19 protein-coding genes and 1 other RNA gene are annotated in these 20,603 nt (G+C 68.9%); 11 read left to right on the forward strand and 9 right to left on the reverse strand.

Annotated features, from left to right (window positions below):
* Positions 1–47: 47 nt before the first annotated feature.
* Both ACSFBC_RS08805 and ACSFBC_RS08810 read left to right on the forward strand, forming a co-directional pair.
* A complete protein-coding gene (locus tag ACSFBC_RS08805; protein WP_435509919.1) occupies positions 48–1,703 on the forward strand; it encodes an MBL fold metallo-hydrolase in 1,656 nt (551 codons plus the stop codon).
* Positions 1,700–2,467 (forward strand): RNA pseudouridine synthase, encoded by a 768-nt coding sequence (locus tag ACSFBC_RS08810; RefSeq protein WP_435509920.1) that lies wholly within the window; start codon positions 1,700–1,702, stop codon positions 2,465–2,467. The genes ACSFBC_RS08805 and ACSFBC_RS08810 overlap by 4 nt, the downstream gene beginning before the upstream one ends.
* A gap of 115 nt (positions 2,468–2,582) precedes the next feature.
* Here ACSFBC_RS08810 and ACSFBC_RS08815 read toward each other — a convergent pair whose 3' ends face one another.
* The 5 genes from ACSFBC_RS08815 to ACSFBC_RS08835 all read right to left on the reverse strand — a co-directional run bounded on the left by ACSFBC_RS08815 (position 2,583) and on the right by ACSFBC_RS08835 (position 7,315).
* On the reverse strand, positions 2,583–3,914 hold the full coding sequence (locus tag ACSFBC_RS08815) for a hybrid sensor histidine kinase/response regulator (RefSeq protein WP_435509921.1): 1,332 nt from the start codon (positions 3,912–3,914) through the stop codon (positions 2,583–2,585).
* The gene (locus ACSFBC_RS08820; protein WP_435509922.1) at positions 3,911–5,407 is read right to left on the reverse strand and encodes an RAD55 family ATPase; all 1,497 of its coding nucleotides are present in this window, start codon (positions 5,405–5,407) and stop codon (positions 3,911–3,913) included. Before ACSFBC_RS08820 ends, ACSFBC_RS08815 begins: the two co-directional genes overlap by 4 nt.
* Positions 5,400–5,816 carry a hypothetical protein gene (locus tag ACSFBC_RS08825; RefSeq protein ID WP_435509923.1) on the reverse strand — a complete coding sequence of 139 codons (417 nt, stop codon included), beginning with the start codon at positions 5,814–5,816 and terminating at the stop codon, positions 5,400–5,402. Before ACSFBC_RS08825 ends, ACSFBC_RS08820 begins: the two co-directional genes overlap by 8 nt.
* 327 nt (positions 5,817–6,143) lie before the next feature.
* Positions 6,144–6,511, reverse strand: an RNA gene (gene rnpB / locus ACSFBC_RS08830) — RNase P RNA component class A.
* A gap of 18 nt (positions 6,512–6,529) precedes the next feature.
* Positions 6,530–7,315: an AraC family transcriptional regulator gene (locus ACSFBC_RS08835; RefSeq protein WP_435509924.1), complete on the reverse strand. Its 786-nt coding sequence runs from the start codon at positions 7,313–7,315 to the stop codon at positions 6,530–6,532.
* Positions 7,316–7,423: 108 nt separating this feature from the next.
* On the opposite strand from ACSFBC_RS08835, the gene ACSFBC_RS08840 reads away from it, so the two are divergent.
* Together ACSFBC_RS08840 and cysK are read left to right on the forward strand one after the other, a co-directional pair.
* On the forward strand, positions 7,424–8,350 hold the full coding sequence (locus tag ACSFBC_RS08840; RefSeq protein WP_435509925.1) for a DMT family transporter: 927 nt from the start codon (positions 7,424–7,426) through the stop codon (positions 8,348–8,350).
* A 14-nt stretch (positions 8,351–8,364) separates the two neighbouring features.
* Positions 8,365–9,294 (forward strand): cysteine synthase A, encoded by a 930-nt coding sequence (gene cysK / locus ACSFBC_RS08845; RefSeq protein WP_435509926.1) that lies wholly within the window; start codon positions 8,365–8,367, stop codon positions 9,292–9,294.
* A 6-nt stretch (positions 9,295–9,300) separates the two neighbouring features.
* Here cysK and ACSFBC_RS08850 read toward each other — a convergent pair whose 3' ends face one another.
* Together ACSFBC_RS08850 and ACSFBC_RS08855 are read right to left on the reverse strand one after the other, a co-directional pair.
* On the reverse strand, positions 9,301–9,933 hold the full coding sequence (locus ACSFBC_RS08850; protein WP_435509927.1) for a hypothetical protein: 633 nt from the start codon (positions 9,931–9,933) through the stop codon (positions 9,301–9,303).
* A 59-nt stretch (positions 9,934–9,992) separates the two neighbouring features.
* A complete protein-coding gene (locus ACSFBC_RS08855; protein ID WP_435509928.1) occupies positions 9,993–11,213 on the reverse strand; it encodes an MFS transporter in 1,221 nt (406 codons plus the stop codon).
* A gap of 162 nt (positions 11,214–11,375) precedes the next feature.
* Here ACSFBC_RS08855 and ACSFBC_RS08860 point away from each other — a divergent pair, with 162 nt between their 5' ends.
* The 7 genes from ACSFBC_RS08860 to ACSFBC_RS08890 all read left to right on the forward strand — a co-directional run bounded on the left by ACSFBC_RS08860 (position 11,376) and on the right by ACSFBC_RS08890 (position 18,557).
* Complete coding sequence (locus ACSFBC_RS08860) at positions 11,376–11,987, forward strand: TetR/AcrR family transcriptional regulator (protein ID WP_435510056.1); 612 nt, start codon at positions 11,376–11,378, stop codon at positions 11,985–11,987.
* 85 nt (positions 11,988–12,072) lie between these two features.
* On the forward strand, positions 12,073–13,110 hold the full coding sequence (locus ACSFBC_RS08865) for a MerR family transcriptional regulator (RefSeq protein WP_435509929.1): 1,038 nt from the start codon (positions 12,073–12,075) through the stop codon (positions 13,108–13,110).
* Positions 13,107–14,540, forward strand: a complete 1,434-nt coding sequence (locus tag ACSFBC_RS08870; RefSeq protein ID WP_435509930.1) for a carotenoid oxygenase family protein — start codon at positions 13,107–13,109, stop codon at positions 14,538–14,540. The genes ACSFBC_RS08865 and ACSFBC_RS08870 overlap by 4 nt, the downstream gene beginning before the upstream one ends.
* Positions 14,541–14,638: 98 nt before the next feature.
* The gene (locus tag ACSFBC_RS08875) at positions 14,639–16,306 is read left to right on the forward strand and encodes an NAD(P)/FAD-dependent oxidoreductase (RefSeq protein WP_435509931.1); all 1,668 of its coding nucleotides are present in this window, start codon (positions 14,639–14,641) and stop codon (positions 16,304–16,306) included.
* Positions 16,306–16,860: a VUT family protein gene (locus ACSFBC_RS08880; RefSeq protein ID WP_435509932.1), complete on the forward strand. Its 555-nt coding sequence runs from the start codon at positions 16,306–16,308 to the stop codon at positions 16,858–16,860. The genes ACSFBC_RS08875 and ACSFBC_RS08880 overlap by 1 nt, the downstream gene beginning before the upstream one ends.
* Positions 16,861–16,888: 28 nt before the next feature.
* Positions 16,889–17,521: a flavin reductase family protein gene (locus ACSFBC_RS08885; RefSeq protein WP_435509933.1), complete on the forward strand. Its 633-nt coding sequence runs from the start codon at positions 16,889–16,891 to the stop codon at positions 17,519–17,521.
* A gap of 55 nt (positions 17,522–17,576) precedes the next feature.
* Complete coding sequence (locus ACSFBC_RS08890; protein ID WP_435509934.1) at positions 17,577–18,557, forward strand: ProQ/FINO family protein; 981 nt, start codon at positions 17,577–17,579, stop codon at positions 18,555–18,557.
* A 70-nt stretch (positions 18,558–18,627) separates the two neighbouring features.
* Here the strand turns inward: ACSFBC_RS08890 and htpX are convergent, their stop codons facing one another.
* The gene (htpX, locus tag ACSFBC_RS08895) at positions 18,628–19,506 is read right to left on the reverse strand and encodes a protease HtpX (protein ID WP_435509935.1); all 879 of its coding nucleotides are present in this window, start codon (positions 19,504–19,506) and stop codon (positions 18,628–18,630) included.
* Positions 19,507–19,768: 262 nt separating this feature from the next.
* Positions 19,769–20,533: a hypothetical protein gene (locus ACSFBC_RS08900; protein WP_435509936.1), complete on the reverse strand. Its 765-nt coding sequence runs from the start codon at positions 20,531–20,533 to the stop codon at positions 19,769–19,771.
* Between the last annotated feature and the right edge of the window lie 70 nt (positions 20,534–20,603).

Genomic DNA, 20,603 nt, shown 5'->3' on the forward strand with positions numbered 1-20,603 from the left:
GACCCCGCGCCCGGCGGAGCGTGCCCCGTGCTGCGGATAATCGAGGCATGGTCCGCCCCACACAACTCCTACATCCCCCACGCGAAGCCGCCCCCGTGCGCGACGCCGCCACCCTGCTGCTGCTGCGCGACACGCCGGCCGGCATCGAGGTGCTGATGACGCGCCGCTCCGACCGCGCCAGCTTCGGCGCCGGTGCCTATGTCTTTCCCGGCGGCCGCATCGATGCCGGCGACGCGAAGGCCCACGGCGTGGCCGAACGCCGCGTCACGCAGAGCGATCTGCAGCTGACCCAATCGATCGCGGCCCTGCGGGAATGCTTCGAGGAACTGGGCGTGCTGCTGGCGCGCCATGCCGACGGCCGCCCGGTCGAGGCCGCCGAAGTGGCCGCCATGGACCGCAGCACGGCCGACGGCACGCAACCCTTCGCCGCCCAATGCGCCGCCCAGGGCCTGCGGCTCGCGACCGACCAGGTCTTCACCTTCGCCCACTGGATCACCGATCGCGACCTGCCCAAGCGTTTCGACGTGCCCTTTCTCGTGGCCCGCATGCCCGAGGGCCAGACGCCCACGGCCGACGAGACCGAGCAGTTCGAGCCCGTGTGGGTGCGGCCGGCCGATGCGCTGGAGCGCCACAAGGCGGGCGGCTTCCTGCTGATGTTCCCGACCGTGCGCACGCTCGAACGCTTCACGGCCTACGCCTCGGTCGATGCGGTGCTCGCGGCCTGCGCGCTGGAACAACCGCTGTTCACCAGTTGCCCGCGCGCCGGCCTGCTCAAGGGCCAGGAAGCGCGTTATATGGAAAGCGACACGCCGTACGGCGAACTCGCGCTGGTGTGCCCCGACGGCCAGATCGTGCATGCGCTCGACTGGCAAAGCGAGACGCCCGTGCGGCTGCTGCACAACCTGCAGCGCCTGACCGCGCCCAACCCCAGCGCCATGACCGGCCCCGGCACCAACAGCTACATCGTGGGCGACGCGGCCACCGGCTACATCGTGATCGACCCGGGCCCTCGCGACGAGGGGCACATCGCGCGGCTGCATGCGGCCACGGGCGGCGACATCCGCATGATCGTCTGCACGCATTCGCACGCCGACCATTCGCCGGCCGCCGCGCCATTGCAGGCGCTGTGCACGTCGACGAAGCCGCCGATCCTGGGACTGGCCTCGGCGCCCACCGCGCGTGCCAATGCGCAATTCACGCCCGACCGCGCCCTGGCAGACGGCGAGCACCTGGTGCTGCAGGGTGCATCCCGCGAGACCACCCACACGCTGCGCGTGATCCACACGCCCGGCCACGCGGCCAACCATCTGTGCCTGGTGCTGGAGGAAGACGGCCTGCTGTTCTCGGGCGACCACATCCTCAACGGCAGCACCACGGTGGTCGACCCGCCGGACGGCCACATGACGGCGTACCTCGACGCGCTGGACACCTTGGACGAGGCCTGCGCGACCGGTGGCGTCGACTTCATCCTGCCCGCACACGGCTACGTGTTGGGCTCGGCGCGCGACGCCATCGCCTATCTCAAGATGCACCGGCTGCGGCGCGAGGCCCGCATCCTGGCCGCCATGCGCGCGCAGCCCCAAGGCACCCCCGAGGAATGGCTGCCGGTCGCCTACGGCGACGTGCCGCAACGCATGTGGCCCGTGGCCGCGCGCTCGCTGGCCGCCCATGTCGAACGCATCCGCGAAAGGGGCCTGGCATGAACCGCGCACCCGCAAGACACGGCAAGAACGAAGAAGGCGACGAAGGCATCCGCCTGGCCAAGCGCGTCGCGGCGCAACTGGGCTGTTCGCGCCGCGAGGCCGAGTTGCTGATCGAGAACGGCTCGGTGCGCGTCGACGGGCAACGCATCGAAGTGCCGCAGGCCCGCGTCACACCGGAGCAGACGGTCGAGATCGACAAGAACGCCCAACCCGAGCCGGTGCAGGTCGTGACCTTGCTGCTGAACAAGCTGCCGGGCATGGCCTTCGACGCGCCGATCGCGCGCCTGCTGGTGCCCGCACAACGCTGCGAGCACGATGTGTCGCAGCGCCCGACGCTGCAGCGCCACTTCGCCAACCAGCATTGCTTCACGCCGCTGGAAACCGGCGCGGGCGGACTGATCGTCTTCACGCAGGACCCGCGCATCGAGCGCAAGCTGGTCGAGGACGCCGCGCTGATGGAGTACGAGGTGATGGTCGACGTCCAGGGCGAGGTCGGCCCGCAGGCGCTGCACCGCCTCAACCAGTCGCCCGTGATCGACGGCCGCGCCATGCTGCCGGCCAAGGTCAGCATCAACCGGCAGAACGAGGGCGTGACCGGCTTGCGCTTTGCGATGAAGGGCGCGTGGCCCGGGCAGATCGCGCAGATGTGCGACAGCGTCGATTTGCGCATCGTGGCGATGAAGCGGCAGCGCGTGGGCCGGGTGTCGCTGGCGGGAATGGCGCCGGGCAACTGGCGCTATCTGTTGCCGCACGAGAAGTTCTAGGGTCGAAGCGGCAGCGTGCGCCGCTCTGACGTGGAGCGACGTCTGGCGGGAGGCGGGTGGAGGGAGGCCGCGGCCTTGCTCACCGGCCGCACGCCGCATCACGGCCGAGGCCGATTCAGGCGTGTCCCACGGCCTGGCTGGTATCGATCAACCGCATCAGCTGGTCGAAATCCACGGGCTTTGCGACGTGATGGGTAAATCCGGCCGCCAGGGCGTGGGCGCGATCCGACGGGGCGTCGTACCCGGTCAGGGCAATCATCACGGGCGCCGGTTCGACGTGCCAGTCGCGGATGGTCGACGCCACCTGGTAACCACTCATCCCCGGCAGGCCGATGTCGCACAACAGCACCTGCGGTCGCTGCCGTTCGAACAATTCCAGCGCCGACGGACCGTCCATGGCGACTTCGACTTCATGGCCCGACATGCGCAACAACATCGCCAGAAGAAGCGCGGCGTCCGCGTTGTCATCGACCAGCAGGATGCGGAGCGCCGCGGTTGTCACGGCCGGGGGCGGATCCACCTGGACACTGACCGGCGGCTCGATGCGAGGAAGCGTCACGACGAATTCGCTGCCTTGACCCAGCCCGGCGCTGTGCGCTTCGACCTTGCCCCCATGAAGCTCGGCCATGCTGCGCACGATGGTGAGGCCGATCCCCAATCCACCTTGGCTTCGACTCAGAGAGCGATCTTCCTGGCGGAACAGATCGAAGATGGCGGGCAGTGTGTCGGCGGAAATTCCGCCGCCGTTGTCGGTGACCCGGATGACGACCTCGTCGTCGACCGCGCGCGCGCTCACGGAAATGGTGCCGCCTTCCGGCGTGTACTTGGCCGCGTTGTGCAGCAGATTGCCGATGATCTGCGCCAGCCTTGTGGGATCGCCGCTGACGAACAACGGCGCCACCGGCATGTCCAGCGTGAGCTGGTGGCGCTGCGCTTCGATGATCCCCCGGCTCGTTTCGACCGCCTGATCGACGAACTCGTTGACCGGCGCCGGGCGCCGCTGCAACGTGACCTTGCCGCTCGTGACGCGCGAGACATCCAGCAGATCGTCGAGCAGCCGCGCCATGTGCTCCACCTGCCGCCCGACCACCTTGCGGATGATCGAAAGCGTCGGGTGAACGGTGTCGAGGCGGTCCAGGAGCGCCACGGCGCTGCGGATCGGCGCCAGGGGGTTGCGCAGTTCGTGCGCCAACATGGCCAGGAACTCATCCTGATGGCGCTTGGACAACAGGGCCGCATCCTTGAGTTCCTGCGCCTGCAGCGTGGCCATGACCAGATGCTCATTGGCCTCCAGCACGTCGGCGGCGTGTCCTTCCACGCTCGACTGCACCTGCTCGCGGGCGCTCAGGTCGTCCTCGCGCGTGCGAAGCACCTGCTCGCGCCCTGCAACAGCGTCCTCGCGGTGACGCGCCTGACGGTCTTTGTCGCCTGGCGCGCTCTTGTTCATGGCGGGTCGGCCCTCCAGCCGGGCGCTGTCGATCCCAATCGCGGGTGACCGGTCAGCAATCCTTCCATTTCCGGCCGGGGCTCGCCGATGGCGATGCCTGCATCGGTGATTTCGAACAGCCGAAGTTCATGGCTGTGGGCGCTGTTGCGCAGCTTGACGACCGCCATCACGCGTTCGATCTTTCCCTGCAGTTCGACATAGCGTTGCACGATGATCGCGTCCGTCAGGAACGCGGCGCCGTAGGGACTGAAACGGAGGTCGGTGTAGCGGTCCTCCAGCTCGGAGATCATCAAGACCGATGCGCCCATTCCCGTCAAGACGGCGACCATCCGATGAAGCGACTCGCGAAAGTCTTCGCGGAAGGTCGGCGCCAGGGCCAGTTCGAAGCCGGAAAGCGAATCGATGACCACGCGCGACGCACCGGTGCGTTCGATCATCTCCGTCAGTTCGAACAAGGTCTCGTCGATGGAAAGGTCCAGCGCGCGCGTTTCGACCACGCCCACATCGCCGTTGGCGATCAGCCGGTCCAGCAGAAAAGCGCGCGACCGGCTCGGGCTTTTCTCGAAGGCAGCGATGGCGCCCTTCTCGCCTGCCCGCGCTCCGGCGGCAAGGAAGGCGGCTGCCAGCTGGGACTTGCCGGAGCCGGAAGGTCCGGCGACCAGCAGCGAATAGCCTGCAGGCAGACCGCCGCACATCAGCTCGTCCAGCTGCGGGATGCCCATCGACAGTCGCGGCAAGATGACGGGCGGGCCACCGAGCGCGTCGGACTCCGGCTGCTCGGCCGCACGCGGAATGGTGCGCGGAAAGATATGGAGGCCGTCCCCGCTGATGCGGAACGTGTGCAGCCCGGGGATGGTCGCATGCCCACGCATCTTCGCGACCTGGATCTTCCGCACCATCGAATTGCGATCGATGCTTTGCGCCAGCCAGAGAATGCCGTCGGCGACCGTGAAGATCGGATTCGAGTCGCTTTCGGGCACCACGTATTCGCCGATCAGGAAGGTGGTCGCCTGCCAGGTGGTCAGGTGGATGGCCAGCCGCTGGATGAACTGCTGCAGGTCCATGTTGCCGATGCCGCTGCCCTTCGTCGCCTGGACCACGGAACGAAACGAATCGACGATGACCAGTGCGGGATCGAAGCGCTCGACCTCTTCGATGACGCGCGCCAGCACGCGATCGAAATCGCCGGTCATCACGTCGTCCGCAAGGTTGATGAAGCGGATCGAATCGTTGATCTTGCTGGCGTCGAAGAAGCTGTACTGCTGCTGATAGCGCAGCATCTTCAACGGAGGTTCTCCCAGCACGGTGAAGAACAGGGCCCGCCTGTCGGGCCTGGCCAGCGAGAACATGATCTGGTGTGCCAGGGTGGTCTTTCCCGACCCCGGCGCTCCCGCAATCAGGTTGAAGGAAAACTCCGCGAGGCCCCCGCCAAGCACTGCATCGAGCCCGGGTACGCCTGTCGGCAGTCGCCGGATCTCCACTTTCTCATTCATCGCGCTTGCTCCCAGAAGGCTCATCGTCAGCGGGCAGACCCCAGGCTGAACGCAACAAGCGGTGTGTTAATGGCTCGCCGATCAGCGTGGCGAGCAGATCGGCGAAGGTGCGTAGAAGGCCTGCGCCCGCTTGGCGCGCCTCGTTCGCCTCGCGTGCGCACAGGTCGCTGTACAAGGTCGAAAACAATGCGTCCGACGCCTCCACGGCCTGGGAAAGCCATGGGAAGCCCGGACGGGTCAGATGAAGACTGCGCACATACAGCGCGCCCGCGGCCCGAGATCCGATCAGCGAACCGAGTTCGGCGTAGAGCAAACGCAGGGCACCCACGGTCGTCTCCGCGATGGCGTCCGAAGTCGCCGCATCGCCGACCGTTCCAGCGAGTCTCTGATCGATTATTTTCTCTCTCATGACCCTTCCAGCATTGGGCGGCGGCGAACTCGGGCTAGGCATGCCCTTTCCTGGCCGAAAGAAGTTCAGGTGAATGGCACATTCGGTCGAGCATACCCGTGTACCTGTTCAACACCGTATGTCGGCGCATGGCGCGGGGACCGCCCGCCAAACGGGTGATCGTGCGTAGGAGGGGACCCTCTGCAGGGAAAAGGTGTGCCGCGCTTGCCGAAAATCGAGGGTTGCCGGTGAATGAATCTCCGCACCATCTGCCGTCGCGGCGAGTGCTACCGCGGCAACCTCCGCAGCGCGACAGTTACGGCCCGCAGGCAGCGGACCTAAAAATAAGTGTGAAGCGCGCCGATAAGCCGGATTCTGTGCACCGGCGCTCCTTGCGGAATGCCGGCGTGACCGCCATTACTCTGGGCCGTCTGTCGCCAGACGGCTCGATGCCACCTACCCGCCAGCTCAGCGGAACCACCTCGATACTGGCCTACTTGGTGTTGCTGCGCGCAGAGATTGCCCGTTTCACCCGGATCCGGGTTGCCCCTTCACCGACTCGTCTCTGTTGCTCTGATCCTCACCTCACGGTGGAGAGCCGTTAGCTCCTGCGCTGTCCTGTGCAGTCCGGACGTTCCTCCAGTGCGGTCTTTCGACACGGCGCCTTGCGGCGTCGCCCCTTGCGGGCTTGCACCAGCGGCGGTCTGGCGTGCTTCACGGGACGGATTATCGCCTCACATCCCGCAGAACTCTTTTCGGTACTGCTCGGGCGTGGTGCCGGCCTCGCGCTGGAACATCGCGATGAAGGCCGAGGCGGTACCGTAGCCCAGGTCGAAGGCGATCTGCTGCACCGTCTGGCCGGCTTCGAGCACATCGACGGCGCGCAGGAAACGCAGCCGCTGCCGCCATTCGCCCAGGCTCATGCCCAGCTCGCGCTGGCAATGCCGCGCCAGCGTGCGCTCGGTGACGTGGACCTGCCGCGCCCAGTCGGCCAGCGAGCGGTGGTCGCCCGGCGCGGCCTGCAGCGCATCGAGCACCGCGACCAGCGCGGGCGATTGCGCATCGGGCAGGTAGCAGCGCTGCTGCGGTGCCTGCGCCAGCTGGTCGACCACCACGTGCGCCAGCCGCAGGTCGGCCTCGGTGCGCGGCACGTTCAGTTCGCGCGCGGCGAAGTCGGCCAGGATGCTGCGCACGATCGGGCCCACGCGCACCGTGCAGGCCTGCGGCGGCAGCGCGGCGCAGAGCGCGCGTTCGACATAGATCGAACGGTAGGCGATCGCATGGCGCAGATGGCAGCTGTGCACCACGTCGGGCGGAATCCAGACCGCGTACTGCGGCGGCGACAGCATGCGCAGGCCCTCGGTCTCCATCTGCATCGTGCCGTGCGCCGCGTAGTTGAGATGGCCCCAGCTGTGGCTGTGCGCCTCGGCCACGCTGTCCCCATCGAACTCGTCGTAGCGGAAATAGAAAGGGCCGGGCATGCCCTCGACGTCCTGGATGCGAAGCTGTCTGGAAGCCATGGCGGGTGCTGCGGTGGAGAAGGTCCGAAACGACGGACCGAATGTCCTGAATGAGCTACATGCCACAGGACGGACGAATCGATCATAGGCGCACTTCAAGGAACTCCCATGTGGCGCTATGCATTTCCCCTGATCGCGGTCGCGATCTGGTCCGTCAACACGGTCGTGAGCAAGATGGCCGCGGGGGTGATCGCGCCCGCCGAGATCAGCTTCTTCCGCTGGCTGCTCGCCGCCCTGCTGCTCACGCCGCTGGCGCTGCGCGCGACGCTGCGCAACCTGCAGGCGATCCGGCCCGCGCTGGGCCGCATCGTGGTGCTGGGGCTGCTGGGCATGGTGATCTACCAGAGCCTCGCCTACTACGCGGCCTACATGACCAGCGCCACCCACATGGGCATCATCGGCTCGCTCACACCGCTGCTGGTGCTCGGGCTGTCGGTGCCGATGCTGCGCCAGCAGCTCAGCGCGGGCGCGGTGGCCGGCTCGCTGCTGTCGATCGTCGGCGTGCTGACCGTGGTGAGCGAGGGCAGCCTGCACACCCTGCTCGCCTCGGGCATCGGACCGGGCGACGGCCTGATGCTGCTGGCCATGCTGGCCTATTCGCTCTACGTGGTGCTGCTCAAGCGCTGGAACCTGCGCGAGGTGCCGCCACTGCAGCTGATGTACCTGCAGGTGGTGGTGGCCGCGGTGGCGCTGTTCCCGGTCTACCTGCTGTCGCCGCGCATGGGGCTGTCGGCCGCCAACCTGCCGCTGGTGCTGTTCGCGGCCGTGTTCGCCTCGATGGCGGCGCCGCTGCTGTGGATGCATGCGGTGGGCCGGATCGGCCCCAGCCGCACCAGCATGTTCTTCAACCTGATGCCGCTGTTCACCGCGCTGATCGCGGCCGCGACGCTCGGCGAGACGCTCGAGGGCTACCACGCGATCGGCGGCGTGCTGACGGTCGGGGGCGTGCTGCTGGCCGAAGTCTGGAAAGCCCCGCTTGCCGTATGGAAGCCATCGGCCGGCGCCACAATGGCGGTCCGCAAAGACCGACCCTGAAGGAGACCGCACCCATGAAAGCCGACACCATCCTCGCGACCATCGGCCGCACGCCCCACATCCGGATCCAGCGGCTGTTCGCGGACACCGCCAAGGGCACGCAGCAGGTCTGGATCAAGTCCGAGCGCGCCAACCCCGGCGGCTCGATCAAGGACCGCATCGCGCTCGCGATGGTCGAAGACGCCGAGCAGTCCGGCGCGCTGAAACCCGGCGGCACCATCATCGAACCGACCTCGGGCAACACCGGCATCGGCCTGGCGATGGTCGCGGCGGTCAAGGGCTACAAGCTGGTGCTGGTGATGCCCGACTCGATGTCGGTCGAGCGCCGCCGCCTGATGCTGGCCTACGGCGCCAGCTTCGACCTGACGCCGCGCGCCGGCGGCATGAAGGCCGCCATCGCGCGCGCCGAGGAACTGGTGGCCAGCACGCCGAACAGCTGGATGCCGCAGCAGTTCAACAATCCGGCCAACGTGGCGGTGCACGTGCGCACCACGGCCGAGGAGATCGCGGCCGATTTCCCCGAAGGCCTCGACGCCATCATCACCGGCGTGGGCACGGGCGGCCACATCACGGGCGTGGCCAAGGTGCTCAAGGCCAGGTGGCCGAAGCTCAAGGTCTATGCGGTCGAGCCGGTCGCGTCGCCGGTGCTGTCGGGCGGCAGCCCGGCACCGCACCCGATCCAGGGCATCGGCGCGGGCTTCGTGCCCAAGATTCTCGACATGGGGCTGATCGACGGCGTGATCCAGGTCGATGCCGACCCGGCGCGCGAGATGGCACGCCGATCGGCGCGCGAGGAGGGCACGCTGGTCGGCATCTCCTCGGGCGCCACGCTGGCCGCCATCGCGCAGAAACTGCCCGAGCTGGCCGACGATGCCGTGGTGCTCGGCTTCAACTACGACACGGGCGAGCGCTACCTGTCGGTCGAAGGCTTCCTGCCGGCCTGAAGGTTTTCAGCTCGCCTGTTCGCGGAGGCGTTCGGCCTTCTGTGCCAGCGCCACCGCCTCGGCGAGCTGCGCGATCGACAGCGGGCCGGTGATCTCCACCTCGCCCACCAACAGGCTCTTCAAGGCCTCGCTCCCCGCCGGCCCCGCCACCCAGGCAAAGGCCGAGGTGATCGAGCCGCCGCCGAACTTGGCGCGCAGCGCCTTCGAGGCGGCGCGGCCCACCTCGGCGAACGACGCCTGGTCCGCGGCTGTCGAAGCGGCCTGCACGATCACACAAAAGGCTTCGAACTTTTCGGCCTCGGTGTGCAGTCGGCGCGCCTTGGCCGCACTGTGGACCGCGGCGCCGAGCAGGGCCGGCTCGTTCAGCGCGGTGAAAACGACGATCTCGCGCCCTTCGACCCACGCGGCATCCGTGCGCGACACCACCTGGACCTTGGCGCCACGCGCTGCCGATGCCCGCTCGGCCGCGGCCCGCGCAGCCTCCGCCTGCGCCGACGGCCACACCAGCAGCGGCACCGACGCAAAGCCCTGAACCGCCCAGCGACCCGCGCTGTTGAGGCAGCGCATGGTTTCAGCCGACGGAGCCGCCGACGGCGACGCGTCGGGAGGGGAAAGGAGCAGGTACGTGGGGAGCGACATCGGTGCGTTCGTTCTTCGGGAGAGCGTCCGATTGTCGCCGCCCGCGCACGCCGGCCGCCTCAGCCGTGCCCTGCGCGCCGCGACGGGAAACCGCGCGCGCGTGCCGCGGAGGCGATCAGGAAGCCGACCAGCACCAGGCCCAGCGCCGCCCAGGGCAGCGACGCGACACCCACGCGATCGAGCAGCACGCCGCCCAACACGCCCGCGGCCGCAATGGCGCTGTTCCAGGTCACGACGTTCATCGACAGGGCCACGTCAGCGCCCTCGCCCGCCGTGTCGGCCAGGGCCGTCTGCAGCAGGGTCGCAGCGCCGCCGAAGGTCGCGCCCCAGACGCCGACCCCGACGAAGATCATCAGCGGGAGCGACGCGAAGATCCCGAACAGCAGCGCCACGAGCGCGAACACGCCCAGGCTGCCCAGCACCGCGCGCCGCAGGTGCCGGTCGACGACGCGGCCGGTGATCCAGATGCCCAGCAGCGCCGCGGCGCCGAAGACCCCCAGCACCACGTCGACCGAATCGCTCAGGCCCGAGGGCGCCACGAAGGGTGCGACGTAGGTGTAGAGCAGGTTGTGCGCGAGCATCCAGGCCAGCACCACGCCCAGAACGGGACGCACGCCCGGCGTCGTGAGCACGCGGCGCAAGGGCATGGCCTGCGCATCCGCCGCCTGGCCCGGATAGTCCGGCACCTTGGCGATGACCCAGGCGATCAGGCCCAGGCTCAGCAGCGACATGACGCCGAAGGTGGTGCGCCAGCCCAGCAGCGCGCCCATCCAGGTGCCCAGCGGCACGCCCAGTGACAGCGCCACGGGTGCACCGACCATCGCCACGGCCATGGCCCGGCCTTGCTGGTGCGGCAGGACCATGCGCCGCGCATAGCCGGCCAGCAGGGCCCAGGCGAGGCCTGCCGAGGCGCCGGCGAAGAATCGCGCCACCAACGTGAGCGCATAGCTCGAGGACAGGGCGGTGAGCGTGTTGAAGACCAGGAAGCCCACGATGGTCGTGAGCAGCACCGTGCGGCGGCGCCAGCGGCGCGTGGCGATCGTCAGCGGAATGGCCGCCAGCAGCGAGCCCAGCGCATAGAGCGTGACCATCTGGCCGGCCAGCGAGGCCGACACCCCCAGCCCCTCGACGATCTGCGGCAGCAGGCCGGCGGGCAGGGTCTCGGTGACGATGCAGATGAAGCCGGTCATGGCCAGCGCCAGCAGGGCGGCCAGGGGCAGGGGTTCGGCACGCTCGTTGGCGGGCATGCGCGCGGGCGGCGCGGTTCGGGACGAAGACATGGGATTCCTGAAGTGGGGGATTGCGAAGAAGCCGCGAGGACCGCGACCACGACATATATATCGATTGGTATAAATGTAGGTCGCCCGTCACCGGCTTGTCAACGACTTTTGTATCGACTAGTATTGAAGTCAACCAGAAACCAGGAGACTGCCGTGGCACAGATGGGCCGCCCCCGAAGCTTCGACCGCGATGCCGCGCTGACGCAGGCGATGCACCTGTTCTGGGAGCAGGGTTTCGAGTCGACCTCGCTGAGCCAGCTCAAGGCCGCGATCGGCGGCGGCATCTCGGCACCCAGCTTCTATGCCGCCTTCGGCTCCAAGGAGGCGCTCTACCAGGAGGCCATGGCGCGCTACCTCGCCACGCACGGCCAGGTGACGCAGGCGCTGTTCGACAAGGCGATGGCGCCGCGCGACGCCATCGAACGGGCCCTGCGCACCTCCGCGAAGATGCAGTGCGAAGCCGGCCATCCGCGCGGCTGCATGGTGACGCTGGGCGCGGCCTATGGCGGCGGCCCGGGCCAGGAAGCGATCACGCAGCCGCTGCGCGACTCGCGCGACCGCACGCGTGCGGGCATCCTCGCCTGCGTGGAGCGCGGCATCAAGAGCGGCGAGCTGTCCGAAGCGACCGATGCCAAGTCCCTGGCCGCTGTGTTCGACAGCTTCCTGCTCGGCCTGTCGATCCGGGCGCGCGACGGCGCCCGGCATGCGCTGCTCGACGCGGCGATCACGCAGGTCCTGACGCTCTGGGATGCGGCGAGCGCGCGCAAGCGCTGAATTGCACCGCTTTTTCGTCGCGAAACGCCTTGACCCTCACGCAACGTGAGGTCCTACGATGCCTTCAACTTTTGAGAATGAAGGCATGCAGTTGAAGATTGGCGAACTCGCGAGACGCACCGGCCTGACCGTGCGCACCCTGCACCACTACGACGACATCGGCCTGCTCAAGCCCGCGGCGCGCAGCGAGAGCGGCTACCGGCTCTACGGCCGCGAGGACATCGCGCGGCTCTACCGGATCCAGGCCTTGCGTCGGCTGGACGTGTCGCTGGGCGACATCGCAGCCTTGCTCGACGACGAGGCCCACGGGATCGGCGACATCGTGGCCCGGCAGTTGAACGCGCTCGAACGGCAGATCCGCCAGGCGAGCGCGCTGCGCGACCACCTGCTTGCACTGCAGGCCCAGGTGCGCGTCCAGGCGGAGCCGAGCATGGACGAGTGGCTGGTGGCGCTCGAGGGCATGGTCGCGGGCACCAAGTACTTCAGTGACGCCGAACGCGCCCGGTTGAACACCCCCGCGGCCGAGGCCCAGCGGCAGCACAAGGCCGCGCTGACCGCCACGCTGCAGGCCTTGATGCGCGCGGGCGCCGCGCCGGACGGCATCGAGGCCATCGACCTCGCGCGTCAATGGATCGCGATGCTGCTCGACGAGGCCCAGGGCGACGAGGGTCTGCTCATGAAGCTCTACGCGATGCACTGGCACGAGCCCGGCCTGCGCGCGCTCACCGGCGTCGACCAGGCCGGCATGCGCTTCATCTCGCTGGCCATGGCGCACCACCGGCTGAGCCTGTACGCGCCCTTCTGCAGCGTCGACGAGATGGCGCTGCTGCGCCGGCACTACGTCGACCGCACCGACGACTGGCCCGCGCTGGTCGCGCGCGTGCGCGACTGCCTGCAACGCGGCGTGGCGGCGAACAGCCTCGAGATGCGGGCGCTGGCCGCGGACTGGCAGGCGTTGTCGCTGGCCAAGGCCGGCGGCGACGCGGCGCTGCAGGCCAAGCTGCAGACCGCCTTCGCGCACGAGCCCGCGCTGCGCCGGGGCTCGGGCATCGACACGACGCTGACGGCCTATGTCGGCGAAGCCATCCGCGCATCGAATTTCTCCAACCACCGCCCCGCATGACATCCACGCCCCCCGCCACCGCCCATTTCTTCACCGGCAACTACGCACCCATCGACACCGAGCACGACCTCGACGCCCTCGAGGTGATCGGCGAGATTCCCGAAGCCCTTTCCGGCGCGCTCTACCGCGTTGGCCCCAACCCGCAGCACGCACCGCGCGACGACCACTACCACTGGTTCTCGGGCGACGGCATGGTGCATGCGTTCTTCATCGACGGCGGCCGGGTCCGCTACCGCAACCGCTGGGCGCGCACGCCCAAGTGGCAACTCGAGCACCAGGCCGGCCGCGCGCTGTTCGGTTCCTTCGGCAACCCCGCAACCAGCGACCCGTCGGCGCTGGGCCGCAACAGCGGCACGGCCAACACCCACATCGTGTGGCACGGCGAACGGCTCTTCGCGCTGGAGGAATCGCACCAGCCCTTCGAGCTCGATGCCTTCACGCTCGCATCCAAGGGCCACCAGGACTTCGACGGCCGGATCGCGGCGCGCTGCACCGCCCATCCCAAAGCCGATGCGGCCACCGGCGAACTGCACTTCTTCGCCTATTCACCCGAAGGCCCCGGCACGCGCGGCATGCAGTACGGCGTGATGGACGCGCAGTGCCGGGTCACGCGCCTCGAAAGCTTCGATGCGCCTTACGCCAGCATGGTCCACGACTTCATGCTCACGCGCGAGCATGTGCTGTTCCCCGTCATGCCGCTCACGATGCGCGTCGAACGCGCCATGCGCGGCAAACCGCTGCTGGCCTGGGAGGACGGCCTGCGCACCCACGTGGGCGTGCTGCGGCGCGGTGCACCGGCCGCTGCGATGCGCTGGTTCGAGACCGATGCCTGCCATGTGTTCCACGTGATGAACGCCTGGGACGACGGCGACACCGTGGTGGCCTACGTGATGCAGGCCGACCGGGCGCCGGGCCTGCCCGACGCCGAGGGTCGGCCCGGCGATCCCGAGGCCATGGCCGCGCGGCTGTGGCGCTGGACCTTCGACCTGGCCGGCGAGGCCCCCTCCTTCGAGCGTGTGCAGCTCGACGACCTGGTGGCCGAGTTCCCGCGCATCGACGAGCGCTACACCGGCCTGCGCAACCGCTACGGTTTCTATGCCTGCCATGCAACGCCGCAGGCGCGCGACGATTCGCAGAGCACGCTCTACGACAGCCTGGCCTGCTTCGATTTCGCCACCGGCCAACGCAGAACGTACACGCTGCCCTCGGGCGACGTGGCCTCCGAACCCGTGTTCGTGCCGCGCAGCGCCGACGCGCCCGAAGCCGACGGCTGGCTGCTCAGCGTCGTCTGGCGCGAGACCGAGCAGCGCAGCGACCTGCTGGTGTTCGATGGCATGCGGCTGGACGCCGGTCCGCTGGCGATCGCCCGGCTGCCGCACCGCGTGCCCTTCGGCTTTCATGGCGGCTGGCGCGCGAACGACCGGGGCTGACGGCGCCTGCCCCTTGACCGCGGAAGGCGGCTGTCAGCCGGGGGATGGCCAATGGGTCTAAGATTCGGGCCCTGCTTGATAACCACAAGCCCATTCCCATGCTCAGACTCTCAGAAATCAAGCTCCCGCTCGATCCGCCCGCCGATGCGCTCGCGCATGCCGTGCAGGGCCTGCTCGGCGTCGACGCCGCGGCCATCGCCCACATCCACGTCCACAAGCGCAGCTTCGACGCCCGCAAGGTCGATCTGCTGCAGGTCTACATCGTCGACGTGACCCTGGCCGACCCGGCCGACGACGCCCGCCTGCTGGCCAAGCTGGCCGGCAACCCGCGCGTGACGACCGCACCCGACATGGTCTACCGGTCGAGCGCCCAGGCGCCGGCCGCGCTGCCGATCCGCCCCGTGGTGATCGGCTTCGGCCCCTGCGGCATCTTCGCGGCGCTGATGCTGGCGAAGATGGGCTTCAAGCCCATCGTGCTCGAACGCGGCAAGACCGTGCGCCAGCGCACCCGCGACACCTGGGGCCTGTGGCGCAAGAGCGTGCTCGACCCCGAGTCGAACGTGCAGTTCGGCGAAGGCGGCGCCGGCACCTTCTCCGACGGCAAGCTCTACAGCCAGATCAAGGACCCGCGCTTCCTGGGCCGCAAGGTGATGGAAGAGTTCGTCCAGGCCGGCGCGCCGCCCGAGATTCTTTACGTCGCGCATCCGCACATCGGCACCTTCAAGCTGGTGAAGGTGGTGGAGAACATCCGCGCGCAGATCGTGGCGCTGGGCGGCGAGATCCGTTTCGAGCAGCGCGTGACCGACGTGCACATCGAAGACGGCCACCTGCGGGGCCTGACGGTGCTCGACCAGCAGACCGGCGCGTCGAGCGAACTGCGCTGCGACCACGTCGTGATGGCGCTCGGCCACAGCGCGCGCGACACCTTCGAGATGCTGCACGCCCGCGGCGTGCACATCGAGGCCAAACCCTTCTCGATCGGCTTCCGCGTCGAGCACCCGCAGGGCCTGATCGACCGCGCGCGCTGGGGCCGCCATGCGGGCCATCCGCTGCTGGGCGCGGCCGACTACAAGCTGGTGCACCACGCGAGCAACGGCCGCTCGGTCTACAGCTTCTGCATGTGCCCGGGCGGCACGGTGGTCGCGGCCACCAGCGAGCCGGGGCGCGTCGTCACCAACGGCATGAGCCAGTACTCGCGCAACGAGCGCAACGCCAACGCGGGCATCGTGGTGGGCATCGAGCCCTCGGACTACCCCGGCTGGGAAAACGGCCAGACCGGCTCGCCGCTGGCCGGCATGGCACTGCAGCGCCAGCTCGAATCCAACGCCTTCGTGCTCGGCGGCAGCGACTACCGCGCGCCCGGGCAATTGGTGGGCGACTTCATCGCCGGCACGCCCTCGACCGCGCTCGGCAGCATCGTGCCCTCGTACAAGCCGGGCGTGACGCCGACCGACCTGCATCAGGCGCTGCCGGCCTATGCGATCGAGGCGATGCGCGAAGCCTTCCCGGCCTTCGGCCGCAAGATCAAGGGCTTCGACACGCACGATGCGGTGCTGACCGGCGTCGAGACGCGCACCTCCTCACCGATCCGGATCACGCGCGGCGAGGACTTCCAGAGCCTCAACACGCGCGGCCTGTATCCGGCGGGCGAAGGCGCGAGCTACGCGGGCGGCATCCTGTCGGCCGGCGTCGACGGCATCAAGGTGGCCGAGGCGGTGGCGCGTGCGGTGCTGCAGGACGCCGAGCGCCTGCCGAAGGCCGCGTGATGGCGTTTCCAAAGGCTTCCGCCGCGCAGTTCGCCGGCGCCACGCTCGCCATGGCGACGGTGGTGCTGGCCTCCAACATCCTGGTGCAGTTCGCGATCAACGACTGGCTCACCTGGGGCGCGTTCAGCTACCCCGTGGCCTTCCTGGTGAGCGATCTGATCAACCGCCGCTTCGGCCCCGGCCCCGCACGCCGTGTGGCCTGCATCGGCTTCGCGGTGGCGGTGATCGCGTCGCTGGCCCTCGCGCCGGTGCGCATCGCGATCGCGTCGGGCCTGGCCTTCATCGCCTCGCAACTGCTCGACATCGGCATCTTCGACCGGCTGCGCCGCGGCACCTGGTGGCGCGCGCCGCTGGTGGCCACGGTGATCGCGGCCGTGCTCGACAGCGCGGTGTTCTGGGGCATCGCCTTCGCGGGCACCGACGGCCCCTGGCTGACCTGGGCGCTGGGCGACCTGGGCGTGAAGCTGGCGGTCGGCGTGCTGATGCTGCTGCCCTTCCGCCTGCTGATCGGCCGCACGGTCGGTGCGGGCCCGGCACAGGCGCCCAGCCGCTGAGAAGATAAAAAAGAAGAAGGAGAAGCCCATGGCCGACGACGCTTTGCACGATTTCCATTTCTACGAGCCTGCCAAGGGCCACGGCCTGCCGCACGATCCGTTCAATGCGATGGTCGGCCCGCGACCGATCGGCTGGATCTCGTCGCAGGACAGCGAAGGCCGGCGCAACCTCGCGCCCTACAGCTTCTTCAACGGCTTCAACTACAAGCCGCCGATCATCGGTTTCGCCAGCATCGGCGCCAAGGACAGCCTGCACAACATCCGCCAGACCGGCGAGTTCGGCTGGAACCTGGCGACCCGGCCGCTGGCCGAGCGCATGAACGCCTCGTGCGCCGCGGTGCCGCCCGAGGTCGACGAGTTCGTGCTCGCCGGGCTCACACCCGTGGCCTCGCGCTGCATCGCCGCGCCGCGCGTGGCCGAGAGCCCGGTGTCCTTCGAGTGCAGGCTCACGCAGATCGTGCAGCTGCAGGGCGCCGACGGCCATGCCGTCGAGACCTGGCTGGTGCTGGGCGAAGTGGTGGGCGTGCACATCGCGCGCCACCTGCTCCAGAACGGCATCTACGACACGGCGGCGGCCGAACCGATCCTGCGTGCAGGCGGCCCGGCCGACTACTTTTCCGTGACCCCCGACAATCTCTTCAAGATGTTCCGTCCGCGCTGAGCGCGGGCCCCTCGTTTTGCGGCACTTCGGTGCGGCCCTCACCCCGAACAGATCCATGACAGACGCTCCCGAAACCACCACCCCCGCACCGGTCGAAGCCGTCGCCGTGCCTTCGCCGGCGGCCGATACCGCAGCGCCCTCATCGCCCGACGCACCGCAGGAATCGACCGGTCGCCCGCCCCGCTCGCGCGGCGGACGGGGCGGCCGCGGCCGCCGCGCGCGCCCGGCCGATGGCGCAGCGGCTCCCGATCAAGACCAGCCAGCCGCGCAACCGGCGGCGAAGCAGGCGAATGCCCAGCGCAAGCCCCAGCAGCAGGCCGCACGCAAGGTGCACCCGGTGCTCGAGCGCCTGTTCGAGCTCTACCCCAAGCTCTTCGGCGCACGCTTCCTGCCGCTCAAGCTGGGCATCTACCAGGAACTGCTGGCCGCGCACGGCGACGAGTTCAAGGCCGAGGACCTGAAGCTCGCGATGGGCCTGCATGCCCGCTCGACGCGCTATCTCGAATGCGTGGCCGCCGGCCATCCGCGCCATGACCTGCAGGGCAACCCGGTCGAGCCGGTCGCGCCCGAGCACATCCACCACGCGATCCTCGAGGCCTTCCGCCGCCGCCAGGCGCGCAGCAAGGAAGACCTGGGCCCGCAGCTGCGCGAACGCATCATGGCCGCGATCGAAGCCTCGGGCGTCGGCCGCGAAGCCTATGCCGAGCGCGTGCGCGCACGCGACGACGCATCGAACGCAGCCCTCGACGACGCGCTGGCCGAACTGGGCCGCCAGGCCGCCAAGCGCGAAGCGCTGGCCCGCGCCTTCGAGGCCAGCGGCAAGACCGAGGCCGAGTTCGCCGACATGTACGGCATGGACCCGAAGGACGTCGCGCGCACGCTGAACCGGGTGCGCCGCGACAAGGCGGAGGACGAGAAGCGCGCCGCCGCGGCAGCCGTTGCCGCGGCCGAAGCTGCCGAAGCGACGGAGGCCGTCGAAGCCGAAACCCCGCCCGCCGACGACACGGCACCGACGACCGAAACGCCGGCCGCCTGAGCGCCCGGCGCCCATGAAAAAGCCGGCGTCCAGCGCCGGCTTTTTCATGGGGAGAGGCGTGCTTCGTCGCTCAGCCGCGCTGCGCGTTCTGCAGCGCCGCGATGCGCTCTTCGATCGGCGGGTGGGTGGCGAACAGCTTGCCCATCTTGCCCGTGATGCCCATGGTTTCGACCGCCTTGGGCAATTCACCAGCGGGCAGGCCGCCCAGGCGGGCCAGTGCGTTCATCATCGGCTGCTTGCGGCCCATGAGGTCGGCGGCACCGGCGTCGGCACGGAATTCGCGCTGGCGCGAGAACCAGGCCACGACGATCGCGGCGGCGAAGCCCAGCACGATGTCGAGCACGATGGTGCTCACGTAGTAGCCGATGCCGGGGCCCGAGCTGCGGTCGTCGCCGCGGCGCAGGAAGGAATCGACCGCATAGCCGATCACGCGCGACAGGAACACCACGAAGGTGTTCATCACGCCCTGGATCAGCGCCATCGTCACCATGTCGCCGTTGGCGATGTGGGCCACCTCGTGGCCGATCACGGCCTCGACCTCTTCGCGCGTCATGCCCTGCAGCAGGCCGGTCGACACTGCGACCAGCGAGGAGTTCTTGAACGCACCGGTGGCGAAGGCGTTGGGCTCGCCCTCGAAGATCGCGACCTCGGGCATGCCGATGCCGGCCTTGTCGGCGAACTTGCGCACGGTGGCGACGATCCAGGCCTCGTCGGGCGTCTGGGGGTTGTCGATCATGCGCAGGCCGGCGGTCCACTTGGCCATCGGCTTGCTGATCAGGAGCGAGATGAATGCGCCGCCGAAGCCCATGACGAGCGCGAAGCCCAGCAGCGCCGTGAGGTTGAGCCCGTTGGCCGTGAGGAAGCGGTTGACGCCGAGCAGGCTCGCGACCACGCCCAGCACCGCGACCACCATCACGTTGGTCAGGACGAACAGAAGAATGCGTTTCAAGTTGGTTTCTCCGTGGGGGGAATCTGCCCCTCTCAGATAGGGGCCCCGGGGCTTTCTTCAAGCCATGCACGGCATGGAGGCCCTGGCGTTGAAGCGTCATGGGCGTTCCGGACGGCGGCAGCCGGGCAAGCATGATAGGAGCAAAAACCAGCGCGCCGTGGGAATCCCCCTGTTCGCCAGGGCCTGTCGGTCGCCTGGGCGATCGAGGCGCGCCGCGGCGTGGTCCAGGCGCGCAAGGCCTCATGCCTTGCCGCGGCTGCACTCAGCCGGCGAGCTTGGGGTTCGGGTATTCGCAGCCCACTTCGACACGCCCCTTGAGCTGGCTCGCCACGACCCACGCGCCCTTGCCCGCTTCGCGCGCCAGGCCGCGGCCGTCGACGCCGCGCAGGCCCAGCTGGCGTGCGACCGCATCGAGGTCGGTGCTGGTGGTCACGGCATGCACCGAATAGTTGCCCAGTTCGTGGCTGCCGAAGCGCACGTCCTGCACCTGGAAGCCCGCGACCGTGATCGGCTGGGGCATGTGCCAGACGTCGGACAGGAAGGCGCTGAGTTCCGGGCTCCGGGTCCAGCCCGCGAGCGTGCCTTCTTCCAGCCTCGCGGCATAGGCCGGAATGCCGCCGGCCGTGCCCTTGCATTCGATCAGACCCTGCAGCGACGGCAGCGCCTTGGCGCCGGCCGACGGTGCGGCCTGGGTCGACTGCGCGAGCAGCACGAACACGCCGATGACCGCCACCGGGAACGACCAGTACTGCATCGGCACCCAGAAGAGCTTGTGCCGCTTGTAGAGCAGCACCGTCTGCTGGGTCTTGGGGTCGATCAGCTCGCGCGGCGGCTTGCTGTTGAGCTTGCGGCCGATGAACCAGTTGGCCGCCGCACCGGAAAAGATGCCGAGCGCAATGGCGGTCGTCACCCACTCGCTGTGCCCGATGGCGCCGAGCAGCCCCTCCAGCAGCATCGTCACCACCATGGCGGTGATGGCCACGATGGGCACCACCAGAAAACCGAGACCCGACCAGACAAAGATCATTTTGTTTCTCCCTCTTGCCGCACACGCGGCGTTTTCAAAAGGGGCGAAGTATCGGCGAAAGCGGCGGGTG

The sequence above is a fragment of the Variovorax frigidus genome, assembly GCF_051216515.1.
Lineage (GTDB): Bacteria > Pseudomonadota > Gammaproteobacteria > Burkholderiales > Burkholderiaceae_C > Variovorax.

Coding starts and splice junctions, on each gene's coding strand:
- ACSFBC_RS08805 (WP_435509919.1), top strand. CDS start 48: ATGGTCCGCCCCACACAACTCCTACATCCCCCACGCGAAGCCGCCCCC.
- ACSFBC_RS08810 (WP_435509920.1), top strand. CDS start 1,700: ATGAACCGCGCACCCGCAAGACACGGCAAGAACGAAGAAGGCGACGAA.
- ACSFBC_RS08815 (WP_435509921.1), bottom strand. CDS start 3,914: ATGAACAAGAGCGCGCCAGGCGACAAAGACCGTCAGGCGCGTCACCGC.
- ACSFBC_RS08820 (WP_435509922.1), bottom strand. CDS start 5,407: ATGAATGAGAAAGTGGAGATCCGGCGACTGCCGACAGGCGTACCCGGG.
- ACSFBC_RS08825 (WP_435509923.1), bottom strand. CDS start 5,816: ATGAGAGAGAAAATAATCGATCAGAGACTCGCTGGAACGGTCGGCGAT.
- ACSFBC_RS08835 (WP_435509924.1), bottom strand. CDS start 7,315: ATGGCTTCCAGACAGCTTCGCATCCAGGACGTCGAGGGCATGCCCGGC.
- ACSFBC_RS08840 (WP_435509925.1), top strand. CDS start 7,424: ATGTGGCGCTATGCATTTCCCCTGATCGCGGTCGCGATCTGGTCCGTC.
- cysK (WP_435509926.1), top strand. CDS start 8,365: ATGAAAGCCGACACCATCCTCGCGACCATCGGCCGCACGCCCCACATC.
- ACSFBC_RS08850 (WP_435509927.1), bottom strand. CDS start 9,933: ATGTCGCTCCCCACGTACCTGCTCCTTTCCCCTCCCGACGCGTCGCCG.
- ACSFBC_RS08855 (WP_435509928.1), bottom strand. CDS start 11,213: ATGTCTTCGTCCCGAACCGCGCCGCCCGCGCGCATGCCCGCCAACGAG.
- ACSFBC_RS08860 (WP_435510056.1), top strand. CDS start 11,376: ATGGGCCGCCCCCGAAGCTTCGACCGCGATGCCGCGCTGACGCAGGCG.
- ACSFBC_RS08865 (WP_435509929.1), top strand. CDS start 12,073: ATGCAGTTGAAGATTGGCGAACTCGCGAGACGCACCGGCCTGACCGTG.
- ACSFBC_RS08870 (WP_435509930.1), top strand. CDS start 13,107: ATGACATCCACGCCCCCCGCCACCGCCCATTTCTTCACCGGCAACTAC.
- ACSFBC_RS08875 (WP_435509931.1), top strand. CDS start 14,639: ATGCTCAGACTCTCAGAAATCAAGCTCCCGCTCGATCCGCCCGCCGAT.
- ACSFBC_RS08880 (WP_435509932.1), top strand. CDS start 16,306: ATGGCGTTTCCAAAGGCTTCCGCCGCGCAGTTCGCCGGCGCCACGCTC.
- ACSFBC_RS08885 (WP_435509933.1), top strand. CDS start 16,889: ATGGCCGACGACGCTTTGCACGATTTCCATTTCTACGAGCCTGCCAAG.
- ACSFBC_RS08890 (WP_435509934.1), top strand. CDS start 17,577: ATGACAGACGCTCCCGAAACCACCACCCCCGCACCGGTCGAAGCCGTC.
- ACSFBC_RS08900 (WP_435509936.1), bottom strand. CDS start 20,533: ATGATCTTTGTCTGGTCGGGTCTCGGTTTTCTGGTGGTGCCCATCGTG.